At 71.5% G+C, this 12,758-nt stretch carries 12 protein-coding genes; 4 read left to right on the top strand and 8 right to left on the bottom strand.

The window, feature by feature from the left end:
• Positions 1-25: 25 nt before the first annotated feature.
• The 7 genes from ACZ79I_RS31580 to ACZ79I_RS31550 form a co-directional block, all read right to left on the bottom strand.
• Entirely contained in the window at positions 26-1,804 is a 1,779-nt protein-coding gene (locus tag ACZ79I_RS31580) for an L-lactate permease (protein ID WP_471501822.1), read from the bottom strand.
• A gap of 269 nt (positions 1,805-2,073) precedes the next feature.
• Positions 2,074-3,177, bottom strand: a complete 1,104-nt coding sequence (locus ACZ79I_RS31575) for a TerC family protein (RefSeq protein ID WP_471501820.1) — start codon at positions 3,175-3,177, stop codon at positions 2,074-2,076.
• A 518-nt stretch (positions 3,178-3,695) separates the two neighbouring features.
• Entirely contained in the window at positions 3,696-4,427 is a 732-nt protein-coding gene (locus ACZ79I_RS31570) for a FadR/GntR family transcriptional regulator (RefSeq protein ID WP_471501818.1), read from the bottom strand.
• 103 nt (positions 4,428-4,530) lie between these two features.
• Entirely contained in the window at positions 4,531-5,763 is a 1,233-nt protein-coding gene (locus ACZ79I_RS31565) for an MFS transporter (protein WP_471501816.1), read from the bottom strand.
• Positions 5,764-5,984: 221 nt separating this feature from the next.
• Positions 5,985-6,845, bottom strand: coding sequence for an endo alpha-1,4 polygalactosaminidase (locus tag ACZ79I_RS31560; RefSeq protein ID WP_471501814.1), 861 nt, complete (start codon positions 6,843-6,845; stop codon positions 5,985-5,987).
• Positions 6,842-7,813, bottom strand: coding sequence for a helix-turn-helix domain-containing protein (locus ACZ79I_RS31555; protein ID WP_471501812.1), 972 nt, complete (start codon positions 7,811-7,813; stop codon positions 6,842-6,844). The genes ACZ79I_RS31560 and ACZ79I_RS31555 overlap by 4 nt, the downstream gene beginning before the upstream one ends.
• A gap of 231 nt (positions 7,814-8,044) precedes the next feature.
• Complete coding sequence (locus ACZ79I_RS31550; protein ID WP_471501810.1) at positions 8,045-9,037, bottom strand: metallophosphoesterase; 993 nt, start codon at positions 9,035-9,037, stop codon at positions 8,045-8,047.
• 312 nt (positions 9,038-9,349) lie between these two features.
• On the opposite strand from ACZ79I_RS31550, the gene ACZ79I_RS31545 reads away from it, so the two are divergent.
• Both ACZ79I_RS31545 and ACZ79I_RS31540 read left to right on the top strand, forming a co-directional pair.
• Positions 9,350-10,384 (top strand): helix-turn-helix domain-containing protein, encoded by a 1,035-nt coding sequence (locus ACZ79I_RS31545; protein WP_471501808.1) that lies wholly within the window; start codon positions 9,350-9,352, stop codon positions 10,382-10,384.
• 176 nt (positions 10,385-10,560) lie between these two features.
• Positions 10,561-10,962, top strand: coding sequence for a peptidase inhibitor family I36 protein (locus ACZ79I_RS31540; RefSeq protein WP_471501806.1), 402 nt, complete (start codon positions 10,561-10,563; stop codon positions 10,960-10,962).
• 88 nt (positions 10,963-11,050) lie between these two features.
• Here ACZ79I_RS31540 and ACZ79I_RS31535 read toward each other — a convergent pair whose 3' ends face one another.
• A complete protein-coding gene (locus tag ACZ79I_RS31535) occupies positions 11,051-11,506 on the bottom strand; it encodes an ATP-binding protein (protein WP_471501804.1) in 456 nt (151 codons plus the stop codon).
• Between the two features lie 153 nt (positions 11,507-11,659).
• Here ACZ79I_RS31535 and ACZ79I_RS31530 point away from each other — a divergent pair, with 153 nt between their 5' ends.
• Both ACZ79I_RS31530 and ACZ79I_RS31525 read left to right on the top strand, forming a co-directional pair.
• Complete coding sequence (locus ACZ79I_RS31530; RefSeq protein ID WP_471501802.1) at positions 11,660-12,499, top strand: helix-turn-helix domain-containing protein; 840 nt, start codon at positions 11,660-11,662, stop codon at positions 12,497-12,499.
• Positions 12,496-12,678, top strand: a complete 183-nt coding sequence (locus tag ACZ79I_RS31525; RefSeq protein ID WP_471501800.1) for a DUF397 domain-containing protein — start codon at positions 12,496-12,498, stop codon at positions 12,676-12,678. Before ACZ79I_RS31530 ends, ACZ79I_RS31525 begins: the two co-directional genes overlap by 4 nt.
• Positions 12,679-12,758 lie beyond the last annotated feature (80 nt).

The raw sequence follows: 12,758 nt of genomic DNA, 5'->3' as shown, positions 1-12,758 counted from the left end.
GTGCGGGCGGGCGGCGTGGCCGGGGTCACGGGAGCATCCCCGCCAGCAGGTCGGACTGCAGGAAGACCAGCACGCACATGGCCAGCAGCAGCAGGAGGCTCCACTTGATCGCGCCCCGGAACAGCTCCGACTCTCGGCCGCTCATGCCGACCGCGGTGGCCGCGATGGTGAGGTTCTGCGGGCTGATCATCTTGCCGACGACGCCTCCGGAGGTGTTGGCGGCGACCAGCAGGGTGGGGTCGAGCCCCGCCTTGTGCGCGGCGGTCTGCTGCAGCGTGGCGAACAGGGCGTTGGCCGAGGTGTCCGAGCCGGTCACCGCGGTGCCGAGCCAGCCGAGGACCGGGGAGAGGAAGGCGAACGCCGTGCCGGCGCCGGCGATCCAGCTGCCGATGGTGATCGTCTGTCCGGACATGTTCATCACGTAGGCGAGGGCGAGCACGCTGGCCACGGTGAGCAGCGCCCAGCGCAGCCTGAGCAGGGTCCCGGCGAACTCCTTCGCGGCGACGACCGGGCTCAGCCGGTATGCGGCGGCCACGAGCACACCGGACAGCAGCAGCAGCGTGCCGGGAGAGGAGAGCCAGGGCAGGGTGTAGACGGTGGCGGCCGACACCTTGCCCGCGGCGGTGAGCACATGGCCGTCCAGCCCCGGCCAGGCGATCTTGACGTCCGTCCCGGCGAGGAACTCCTTGGCGGGCTCCCACAGCTTGGCCACGGCGAAGACGGCGATGACGAGCAGATAGGGCAGGAAGGCCATGACGATCCCGCCCGCGCCGACGCGGTCGGGCTCGGCGGTGCCGGTGGCGGGCCGTACCCGTGTCGCGGTGCCGGACTCGGCCACCGGGGCGCCGGCCGCCCCGCCCGGGACCGACGGCTCCCGGCCCTCGGCGGGCTCCCCCGCGGTGTCCGCGCCGGTCCCGCCGGAGCGGTCCTCGGAGCCCTCCGTCGCCTGTGGGCCGGTACCGGCGAGCGCGGCCCGCACCCGCTCCCCGCCCCGGGGCCTCCACACCTGCAGGAAGGCCACGATGGCGGCGAGGCCCACCAGTGAGGCGACGATGTCGGTGAGCTCCACCGAGACATAGGTGGCGCTGACGAACTGGGCGAGCGCGAAGGCCGCGCCGCCCACCACGGCGACGGGCCACGCCTGGCGCATTCCGCGCCGCCCGTCGACCAGTGCGACCAGCAGCAGCGGCACGAAGAGGGCGATCACCGGGGTCTGGCGGCCCACGTAGGCGCCGATGTCGGTGAACGGGATCCCCGTCAGTCCGCCGGCCGTGATGATCGGGGTCGCGATCGCGCCGAAGGCGACCGGCGCCGTGTTCGCGACCAGTACGGTGATCGCCGCGCGCAGCGGGGTGAAGCCGAGCGCCATCAGCATCACGCCGGTGATCGCCACGGGCGCGCCGAATCCGGCCAGCGCCTCCAGGAGCCCGCCGAAGCAGAAGGCGATGATGACCGCCTGTACCCGGGGATCGTCGCTGATCAGACCGAAGGCGCGACGCAGGTCTTCGAAGCGGCCGCTGGCCACCGTGAGCTGGTACACCCACAACGCGGTCAGCACGATCCACATGATCGGGAACAGACCGAACGCCGCTCCCTGGCTCGCCGACAGCAGTGCGAGACCGGCGGGCATGTCGTAACCGGCGACGGCGACGGCGAGCGCGACGCCGAGCGCCGCGAGCCCGGCCCAGTGGGCCTTGGCCCGCACCACGCCGAGCAGGACGAACAGCGTGGCCAAGGGCAGGGCGGCGAGAAGGGAGGAGAGCGCGAGGCTCTCCGCCACAGGAGCCAGATGGGGTTGGTACATGGCGGCCCACACTCCATTGAGGACTTGGTCAGACCATAGCTTGGACGGCTCGGTAGCCAAGCACAACGGAACCCCGGCGTCCAGACCTCGCGCGGCAACGATTCAGCTCCGGCGCCCGGTCCGGCCGGGTGATGGGCGGCCACCCGGGCGCGATCGGCGCCTGCGCCTCCCCTGCCACGGCCGCACGGCGGTCCCCGTGTTCCACAATCCGAGGTCGCAGCGCGCACCCCGGAGCACCCCCGCCCACCGGGCTGACGGGCAACCCCGGGTCATGGCGCTCCCCGGCGGCGTGGGTCCGCGCGGTCCGCGGCAGGGCCCGGTTCGGTTCGGGTGTCGGGTCCGCTGTCAGGTCCGTTGGCGCGTCCGGGGTCGGGTCCGGCGTCGGGTCCGGGGTGGTCGGCGGGGGCGGTGCCGACACGTTCGGGCTTGCCGGTCCCGGGGGCCTGGTCGCGGGTGGCGATCACGGACCATGCGATCGAGATGGTGATGGTGGCGGCGATGAAGCCGAGGGTGAGAGGGATCGGCAGCTTCCCCACGGGAGTCTCGGACAGGATGAGCTTGACTCCGGCGAAGGCGAGCAGGACGGCCAGGCCGTAGTGCAGGTAGACGAAGCGGCGCAGGAGTCCGGCGAGGCAGAAGTACAGGCTGCGCAGGCCCAGGACGGCGAAGGCGTTGGCGGTCCACACCAGGAACGTGTTGGTGGTGATGGCCAGGACGGCAGCGACGGAGTCGATGGCGAAGATCAGGTCGGTGGCCTCGACGGCGACCAGGACCACGAACAACAAGGTCGCCACCCGGCGTCCGCTGACGTGGGTGACGAACCTGTCGCCGTGGAACCGCGCATCGGTGGGAATGATCTTCTTGACGAGGCGCACCATCGGGTTGTGGTCGGGATGGACCTCCGCGTCCTTGGAGAAGGCCATCTTCCAGCCGGTCCAGATCAGGAACGCGCCGAAGAGGTAGGCGGTCCAGAAGAAGACCCGGAGCAGTTCGACGCCGACGAGAATGAACACCAGCCGGGCCGCCAGCGCGCCGATGACGCCCCAGAACAACACCTTGTGCTGGTAGGCGTCGGGTACGGCGAAGAACGAGAAGACCAGGGCGAAGACGAAGATGTTGTCGATCGACAGGGCCTTTTCGATCAGGTAGCCGGCGTAGTAGGTGGAGGCCGCGTCCCCGCCCTGCCAGGCCAGCACGGCGAGGCCGAAGCCGAGGCCGACGGCGATCCAGACAGCGCTCCAGATCACCGCCTCGCGGAACCCGATCACATGACTGTCGCGGTGGGCCAGCAGGTCGACCGCGAGCATCACGGCGATACCGAGGGTCACCGCGGCCCACACCCACAGCGGGACGGGGAAGGACGGGTCGTTCACGGCGATCAGGCCTCCTTCACCTGGCGGGTGGGCCCGGCGGGGCGTCACCGGGCACGACGGTCACGGAGGGGGCCAGGCCGTGGCGAGCGGCGTCCAGGGGACCGGGGCGGCAGCGTGGACGGGCGGTCCGCCGCGGATCGCGGCCGACTCCCCCAGCCCGAGTGCCCCGCTGGGGGCGGCTGGACACGCGGCGGCGATCGTACGGTGAGGACGGTGAGGACGGTGAGGACGGTGACCGGCCCCTCCACCCGCCGCGAGACCTGCGCGGGAGATGCGGCTGCGCTACGTCGCCGCCTCGATCGGCATCACCGAACACGCCGTCCAGGTCATTGTCACCGACCTCGAAAACGCCGGCTGCCTCACCCGTACCCGCGTCGGCCACCCCCTTGGCCTCGTCGGCCGTTCGGCGCCGGCACGGTCCGACAGTGCACGCTCCGGGCCGCAGGCAGCGGGCCCCGGCCGACCACGCACGTGCGGCCTCCCGCCCGTACGGCCGCCGCCGTGACGGACGGGCCGGGTCAGAGCACGGGGTGGATGACGTCGTGGTGGATCGCGCGGATGTGCCGCTCCACCGTGTCACCCGCGCGTTCCGCGTCCCGGGCGGCGATGGCGTCGTACACGGCGTGGTGGTCGGCGCGCAGACGCCCGGCGACCGCCTCCCAGTCCTGGATGCGGTGGAAGACGTCCAGGAACGTGTGCCGCACGGCGTTGCGCACGGCGATGGTCATGTCGGCGACCAGACGGTTGCCGCCCGCCTCGGCGATGGCGACATGGAACTCGGTGTCCAGGTCGTTGAACCGCTCGCGCGACAGCCCCGGCTCGTCCATGCGCTCCAGCAGCCCGCGCAGCGCGGCCAGGTCCTCCTCCGTGGCCTGCTCGGCGGCCAGTTGCGCACTGCAGCGCTCCAGCGCCGCGCGCGCCTCCATCACATCGTCGAGCGGGAAGTTCGCGAGCGCGATGTGCAGACGCAGGAACTGGGTCAGGCCGGCGCTGGGCATCGCGGCGATCACATTCCCCGAGTCCGGCCCCGTGCCGACCCGCGGACGAAGGGCCCCCTGAGCCTCCAGGACGCGCAGGGCCTCGCGGATCGCCGCCCGGCTGACGCCGAGGAGTTCGACGAGCTCCCGCTCCGGCGGCAGCCGGTCGCCCACTCTCAGCTTCCCGTCCAGGATGAGCTGTTCGATCCGCTCCAGCACCAGCTCGTAGGTCCGCGCACGCGGCAGCGGCTCCCAGCCCGCCGACCCGGTCATGGATTCCCCCTGCCTCGCTCACCCGGCGATATCGCCTGAGACGAGCCTATCTCAGGGGCGACCATGGTTCGGTCGGACCAAGTGACGCCATGCGCACGGGCGCTCACGCGGCCTCGGCGGCCGCCTCCGGGTGGCGGGCGCGGACCGGCGTGAGCAGCGCCAGGGCCGCCACGCCCACGCAGCAGGCACCGGCCACCGCCCCCACCGGCGCCGTGCCGTGGTGCTGCGCGGCCCAGGTGACGACGGCCGCGCCGACCGGGGCCGCCGCGTAGTGGAGGGTCCAGAACGCGGAGGTGACCCGCCCCAGCAGGTGCCGCGGGGTCACCTCCTGGCGCAGGGACATGGAGCACGTCCCCGCGACGCTGACTCCGCCGAGGAACGCCGCGGCCAGGAAGGCGACGGCCGGTACGCCGCGGGCCCAGCCGATGCCGCCCAGGGCGCAGCCGCAGAGGGCCACGGCGCCGATCCAGGTGGGGCCGAAGCCGAGACCGCGGCGCACCCGGGCCACCAGCAGGGCCCCGGTGATGCTGCCGAGCGCGCCGACCGCGAGGACGGTGCCGACCGTGCCGTCGCGCTGCCCCAGGTCGTGCTTGAGGTGGTAGATGAGCAGGTCGTTCAGGCCGAGCTCCAGGAAGCTGAACACCGCGAGCAGCAGGGTCAGCACCCGCAGCACCGGATGGCGGCGCAGGAAGGACGCCCCGGCCACCAGCTCCCGCCACAGCCCCTCGCGGTCCGGCGCCGGGTCGGGCGGCGTGTCCGGCCGGAACCGCACGAAGCCCAGGCAGAGCGCCGACACGCCGAAGCTCGCCGCGTCCACCGCGACGGCTGCGGCGGGTCCTGCCCAGGCCGCGACGACGCCCGCACACAGCGGTCCGGCCACCCCGGCCGCCGCGGCGGTCGCGTTCAGCCGCCCGTTGGCGGCGGTGATCCGCTCGCCCTCCACGAGGCCGCGCACCACGGTGACGTACGCGACCGAGAACACCATGCCGACGACCTCGCACACCGGCAGCACCGCGTACAGCAGCCAGATCCGCGGCCCGGCCAGCCACACCAGCGGGATCAGCGCGTAGAGGACCATCCGGACGGCATCGCAGGCGATGAGCAGCCTTCTGCGGTCGACCCGGTCCACCACGACCCCGGCGAAGACCCCGGCGAGCACCGACGCCGCGCCCCCGGCGGCCGTCAGCAGCCCCATGCGCGCGATGGACCCGGTCGCCTCCAGCACCAGCAGGGGCAGCGCGATCAGGGCGAAGGAGTCCCCCAGGACCGAGAGGGTCTGCGCCGCCCAGAAGATCCCGAAGTCCCGGCCGTACCCCGGCGATCGCGTCCCCCGCACCGGTTGCTCCCCCCTCACACCTCGCCCGCTCGGGGCGCACGCACGATCAAGAGGTACCACCGTACGACGACCGGGCGGGCCGGCGGGTGCGGCCGGCTCCCGAGGGCGGCGCACGGGCCGTCCGGGTCCCCCGGGCCCGGACGCGGCGGACGACGTGGCACCCGGGCCGATCAGGCGCCGAAGGCCGTGGCCCTGGTCTGCTCCTCCGGCGGACCCGGGACTCAGCAGGTCTTGCGGAGGTGTCCGCCGCTTCCCGCCGGGGAGACGGCGAGGTCACGCCGGACGATGCTCAGCCTCCGGCCCCAGCGGGAGCACGCCCGCGCCAGGCCGTCACCGGAGTACTCGATGTCGATCACGTTGTCGCCGAACGCGTCGGCATAGGTGCCGCACTCGTCGTACCTCCCGCACTCTTCGGTGACCGCGAAGTCCAGACCGTTCTTCCGGCGGCTGCCCGCCAGTTCGGCGGTGTTCTTCTGGGCGATCGCCAGCCCGTCGGCGTGCGCGCGACCGGACAGCAGGGTGATGAACGCCTGCGCGTCAGCGGCGTCGAGGAGCCCCCGCGAGCGGGTGTAACTGTCGTAGTTGTCCGGTTCGACGGCCTTGAAGCCCTTGGCGGCGCACTCGTCGATCCACGCATTCACCTTCAGGGCCACCCGCCGGCGCCCGGCGTCGGTGCGGAGGTCCAGCAGGGCCTCGCCCCACTGGTCGTCGTAAACGACCTTGCCCGCTGAATCGCGCAGCAGCAGGTCCGCGTCCCACTCCTTCTCGGCTTCGGGCTGCGCCTGGAAAGCGTTGACATAGCAGACGTTGTACAGGCCGGCGGCCGGGGACGCCCGGTGGTCGCGGACGACCACCCGCACCCCGGCCGGCGGGGTGTAGGGCCCACCGATCTGGTAGTCGAATCCGGCATGGACGGGAGGCGGGGACACCTCCCCCGTCTTCCCCGGTGCATACGTTCGGGCCGGTGCATGCGTCTGAGCCGGTGCATGCGTCCGGGCCGGCACCCAAGCGAGGAGGGCCGCGGCGCACGCGGCTGCGGCCACTGCCAGGTATGTCCGGGGATTCCCGCGCATCCGGCTCATGGCCGCGACTGCCCCTGGCTGCGGCGGTACTCCGCCGGGGGCATTCCGTAGCACGCCTTGAAGGCCCGGCTGAAGGCGGCGGGATCGGAGAAACCCGCGCGGTTCGCGATCGCGGCAACGCTCCGCCCGGCCGCCCGCGGGTCGGTGAGCTCGGCCCGGCAACGCTCCAGCCGCTGCTCGCGGATGTACTGACCGACGGTCCGGCCGTCCTCCCGGAACAGGTAGTGCAGGGTGCGCGGCGAGATGTGGTGGGCGGCGGCGACGGCCGTGGGAGTCAGCTCCGGCTCACCGAGCCGGGCGCGGATGAAGGACTTGATCCGGTGCAGCTGCGCCGCCCGCCGCGCCGACGCGTTCTGCGGTCCCTCGCCGTCGCTCAGGGATGCCAGGAACGCGGTGGTCAGGTCGACCACCGCGGAGGACAGCCGGGGGGTGCGACCGGCTTCGAGCGCCGGCCCCTGTTCGACGAGTCCGCGGAGCAACTGGCCCAGCAGGGCGCCGATGCCGGTCATGGACGGCAGCACGGTGGCCACCAGCCGACGCAGCGCCTGTTCCGGAACGGGCACCGAACGCCGGGGCAGGTGCAGCACGATGGACTGGGCCACGTCGTCGGTGCCGATCGATGCCCAGTACGGCTGGGAGGTGTCGTAGAGCACCAGGTCGCCGGGGCCCGGGTTGACGTGGTTGCCGCCCTGCTCCCGCTGCATGGCGCCCCTCACGACCAGGGCCAGTACCCACAGTTCGGGATCCGAGCGCTGGATGAGGCGGCGAGTGCGGATCGACCGCATGGCGGGGAACGCGACGCTGGAGACCCCGATGCGATCGCCCAACGGCAGCAGCGTCGCCGAGGCGGGGAAGTCCGAGACGTGCTCGGTGACGATGTCGTGGGGCGCCATGTCGCGGGCCACCAGCTCGCGGAACCAGTCCAGCCGCTCGGCTGCCGGCAGGTCCCGGCTGTTGAGTTCGATCACCCGTCGGCCCCCACCCTTCTCATCTGCCCTGCCCCCGCCCAGTATGGCGTGCGCGGAACGTCAACAGTCCGTGCGCTGTGCACCAATGACGGACGGAGACCTGGCGGCGACGATGGGACCGGTGTCGACCGCAGGAGGCAGGCCGTGGGTACGGGGGTGCCTGGCCTCCTGCGTCGGCCGGGCGCGGCCCGAGGGGTCCGGGGGGAGTCCCTCGGGCAGCGCCCGGCCCCTTCAGGACGCGAAGGGCACCCTGGTCCAGGTGAGGACCCGGCTGCTGCCCGGTTCGACGGTCACCTTCAGGTAGTCGTGCGCGTTGCTCGACCCGTCGCAGGTGATGCGGTGCAGGTTGTTCGCGGCGGTCGTCACACCGTAGAGGGACAGCCACTTGGAGCCGTCCGACAGAGGGCTGTCGCTGGTGTAGACGTGGCTGTCGCCGTTGAACAGGTACACCGGCCGGCCGAAGTCCGCCGACTCCTGGGCGATCGCCCTGACGATCGGCTGGAAGGCGTAGTAGTCGGCGAAGGACGGGTCGGTGACCGTCGGGTCGAACATGTCGGCCTGGGTGAGGAGCACCACGGCCTTGTTGTGGGCGCGGCGGGCCTCGTCGAAGGTGGCGTGGACCGACTGGACCACGGCGGCCGTACGGCCCAGGACCTCGGCGCTCTGCTCCGGGGTGGGCGCCGTGTTGCCGGTCCACGGCGCCATGCTGTTGTTGCTGCCCACGATGTGCAGGGCCGCGAACGCGACACCGGCCCGGGTGTACCGGACGTTCTCGGGGTAGCCCTCCTCGGCCTGCGAGGTCACCCGGACGCGGTGCTGCCCGAGCGTCCGGCCCGGGCTGGGGAAGAAGACCTTCCGGATCTCCGCCAGGCGCTCCAGGGGGTTGTACGGCCCGTTGCTGGGCCGGTGGCAGTCGGTCCACTCGTTGTCCCCGACGGTGTAGACCAACGGGTCCTTGAACGTGTCGAAGTCCGACTTGATCATCTTGAAGTAGGCGTCGCTGCAGACGGTCGAGCCGTTCTTGATGTCGCCGAGGTGGTCGACGAACCGCACGTCCGGGTCGGCGTTGATCTGCTCGATGGCGGCGGGGAAGTCAGCGATCTGCTGATCGCCGTAGGGTATGTCGCCGATCACGGCGAAGGTGAACGGCTTGTCCTCGGACCCGGCCGCCGCCGGTCCGGCCGAGGCCGGTCCCGTCGACAGGGCCAGCCACAGAGCACTCACGGCACTCACAGCAACGGCTGCTTGTGCCGCACGGCGCCACGTTCTCATCGCATCCTCCTGGGGTGAGCGGGGTCAATCTCCCGCCGCGGCATGAACCGACGCCCCATGCCGCGGGGACAGGAGGTGAACAACCAGACACTCACCTCGCGGCGCCGACCCGGCGCCGCGCCCTGGCGAGCAAGGAGGCGGGCGGGCACACCGGCCCGATGACCGGCTCTTGATGATCCGCGCCCAGATGTGATCGATCGTTGGCGAATTTCTTGCGGCGTTGGTGTCGGTTGGCCCAAGATCGCCGACCGGAGGTGCCGAGTCGTGAGTGAGTATTCGTACAGCAGTGAGGAGTTGCCCGCCGCGGACCGGTTTCCGTGGTGGTGCGAGCTGGTCCGGCGTGAGCTGCTGGCCAGCAGCCTCCTGTGCGATGAGCCGCTCGCGTTCCGGGCCGGGCTGAGGATGCTCGACCTCGGAGTCGCCAAGGTCGCCGCGCCCGCGTACACGGAGCTGCGGTGCCGGCGCACTGCCCGGATGGTGCGCGCGGACGACATCGACATGTACCAGCTCACCTGGGTGAGGAGTGGGCAGCAGCGGCTAGTGTCCGGGAAGACGGACATCGTCATGGACGAGGGAACGCTGTTCCTCATGGACGCGGCCCGGCCGTTCGAGGCGGTGGTGCGGACTCCGGGGCGGTCAAGGGCGGCGGAGCTGGTGGAGACCGTCACGGTGGCCATACCGCGGTCCCACCTGGGGCTGCCGGCGGCTCGCGTGGCACGGCTGATCAACGTGCCGTTGGAGAGCACCGCAGGCGCGGGGGCCGTACTCCTCTCCCTGCTGCGACGCCTCGTCGACGAGACGCACCTTCACGGCAGCCATGACCCCTCGGGCCTGGGCACGGTCCTGCGGGACCTGACCGTGGCACTGCTCGCGCACCGCGGGGACGTGGAGAGGGCCGTACCGGCGGAGAGCAGACGACGGGTTCTGCTGACACGCATCCATTCCTTCATAGAGGGTCACCTCGATGCCGGCTCCCTGACGCCGGACGCGGTGGCCGCCGCACATCACATCTCCGTCCGGCATCTGCACCGCCTGTTCCAGGAGCAGGGGATCACCGTGGGCGGATGGATCCGCCGGAGACGGCTCGAACGCTGCCGCCACGACCTCCTCGATCCCCGGAAGTCCGGTCTCACGCTGCAGGCCATCGGGGCTCACTGGGGATTTCGGCACGCGGCGGAGTTCAGCCGTCACTTCCGGGCCGTGTACGGGGTTCCGCCACGCGAGTTGCGCAGGGCGGGCGGCCCGCCGTCCGCGGCCGGCCCCAGGACCGGCGCCTTCGCCGGTCGAACCGTGACCTGACGGCGAAAAACCACAGACTTCCGGTACGGACCCGACACCACCCGCGCGGCGGGCCGGTTCGGGCCCGCGGCCGGAGTGAAGAGCCGGCCGTCGCCCTCAGGGCGCGGGCCGGCCACAGACCCGTGCGTGTCGTCCCTGCGGGGACGGACCCGCCCACCGAGAAATGGGGAACCCGTATGACCAAGTTGCGTTCCGCCCTCGCCGCGGCCACCAGCGCCACAGCCCTGGCCGCGGTGCTGGCGCTGCCCGGTACCGCGCACGCCGCCCCCACTTGGGGCTCCTGCGCCGAGGGCACCGTGTGCTTCTACACGGGTGCCGACGGCTCCGGCAACAAGTGCGCATGGACCGAGGCCGACCCGGACTGGACCCAGGGCTTGATCAAGTGCTCCTGGTCCCAGACCACCAACGTGAAGTCGGTCTGGAACCGGGGTACCGACAGCAGCCTCACCGGGGTGGCCTACTACCAGTGGGCCAACTACAACACCAGGAAGGGGTGTACCCCCCAGGGCGCGCGCGGCAACCTCGCGGGCTCGTACATGCTGAAGTCCCACCGCTGGGTGGACGGCGCCTGCGGCTGAGCCTGAGATGACGGACGCGGCGGAGGCGGTCGGCCCAGGACAGGGGCCGCCTCCGCCACGGTCCAGGGCGTCCTGGGGTCCTACGCTCTCAAGCCTTCCCCCGCCGTGGATCGCTGACCGCCACCCTCACTTCGGCCCAGACGACCTTGTACGCGCAACCCGGCCGCGGCTCGACGCCCCACCGCTCGGCGATGGCGGCGACGAGTACGAGCCCGCGCCCGCCCTCGCCGGCGGGCTCCCCCAGCACGGGCAGCCGGTCGGTCCGCGCGTCGGCCACCTCGACGCGTACGACGCCGCCGTCCAGCAGCAGCCGCACCCGGAAGCTGCGCCCGCGAACACGCCCGTGCCGCACGGCGTTCGCGGCCAGCTCGGCGACGACCAGGACCACGTTCCGGGCGGCCTCGCTGTCGTACGGGAACCCCCACACGTCCATGCGATGAGCGACCAGCCGCCGCGCGAGGCGGGCACCGCGCGGAGTGCTGCTGAAGAGCTGGGTGAACGTACGTACGGTGACGGTCCCGTGGAGCCGGAGATCTGCGTGCATGGCCCAACGCTCTCCGGGCCGACCGCCATTGCACCAGGTACAGCACTCGTACGCCGCACACCGTACGAGTTCACGAAGTGGACAGTCCGCGTAACGGTACGTGACCATGGGGGACTTGGCGGGGTTGGCACCACTGCACTCGGGGGTACCCGGATGACCATCGGCACCACGACCACGACCACGGGCGAGCCCGATCCCTCCGACAGCTTGAAGGCGTTCGGGGCGGCGCACAAGGCCTTCCGCAAACGGGCGGGTCTCACGCAGGAGGAGTACGCACCGCTCGTCCGGTACCAGCCGTCGACGGTCGCGTCGATCGAGCAGGGCCGGCGCTTCCCCCCACGCGTCTTCGTCGAACGGGCCGAACAGGTCCTGGACGCGTTCGGCGCGCTGAAGGCGGTGTACAAGCACGTCGGCCGTGAGAGGGGCCTGGCGTCGTGGTTCCGGCAGTGGGCGGAACTGGAGGAGCAGGCGATCAGTCTGTACACGTACGAGAACCGGCTGGTGCCGGGGTTGCTGCAGACGGAGGCGTATGCGCGGACGCTCTTCAGCGAGCGGCTGCCGCTGCTCACAGACTTGCAGATCGAGGCGATGATCACGGCGCGAATGGAGCGGCAGTTTCTGCTCATCGAGCGGCCCAACACAGCGTTCAGCTTCATCGTGGAGGAACACGTCTTCATGCGCCGGACCGGCGGGGCTGACGTCACGCGCGAACTGATCGATCACCTTCTGAGTACAACGGAACTCCGCAACGTGGTGCTGCAGTTGATGCCGATGGACCGCCACGTTCACGCCGGGCTCAACGGCCCGATGCAACTGTTGGAGACCCTTGAGACCGAATGGTTCGGCTACTGCGAGGGTCAGGAGAGCAGCCAGCTCATCGTCAGCTCGAAAACGCTCAGTGTGCTTCACATGCGCTATGCAAAACTGCGCTCACAAGCTCTCACCCCAGGCGACTCTCGGAGCCTGCTGGAACGGATGCGAGGAGCGCTATGAGCACGAGTGAACTGACCTGGTCCAAAAGCACCTACAGCGGCGACAGTTCGGGCGACTGCATCGAAGTGGCCCCCTCCCCCACCACCGTCCACGTCCGCGACTCCAAGAACCCCGACGGTCCCCGGCTCGCCCTCTCCCCCGCCGCCTGGGCCGACTTCTGCCGGCACGTCGGCCGGTGAGGCGCCGGTCCACGGCGGCCCGTTCGCGGCCACCGTGCTCGGTCAGCTGGGCGATTGGCGGACGATCGGTGGGCCTCGAA

The sequence above is a fragment of the Streptomyces sp. PSU-S4-23 genome (assembly GCF_055632315.1).
Note: the sequence above shows the minus strand (reverse complement) of the source record. Positions and strands in the feature narration are given on the sequence as shown.

Excerpts from the sequence above, each read along its gene's own strand:
- ACZ79I_RS31580 (WP_471501822.1), bottom strand. The coding sequence starts at position 1,804 with ATGTACCAACCCCATCTGGCTCCTGTGGCGGAGAGCCTCGCGCTCTCC.
- ACZ79I_RS31570 (WP_471501818.1), bottom strand. The coding sequence starts at position 4,427 with ATGACCGGGTCGGCGGGCTGGGAGCCGCTGCCGCGTGCGCGGACCTAC.
- ACZ79I_RS31560 (WP_471501814.1), bottom strand. The coding sequence starts at position 6,845 with ATGAGCCGGATGCGCGGGAATCCCCGGACATACCTGGCAGTGGCCGCA.
- ACZ79I_RS31540 (WP_471501806.1), top strand. The coding sequence starts at position 10,561 with ATGACCAAGTTGCGTTCCGCCCTCGCCGCGGCCACCAGCGCCACAGCC.
- ACZ79I_RS31535 (WP_471501804.1), bottom strand. The coding sequence starts at position 11,506 with ATGCACGCAGATCTCCGGCTCCACGGGACCGTCACCGTACGTACGTTC.
- ACZ79I_RS31530 (WP_471501802.1), top strand. The coding sequence starts at position 11,660 with ATGACCATCGGCACCACGACCACGACCACGGGCGAGCCCGATCCCTCC.
- ACZ79I_RS31525 (WP_471501800.1), top strand. The coding sequence starts at position 12,496 with ATGAGCACGAGTGAACTGACCTGGTCCAAAAGCACCTACAGCGGCGAC.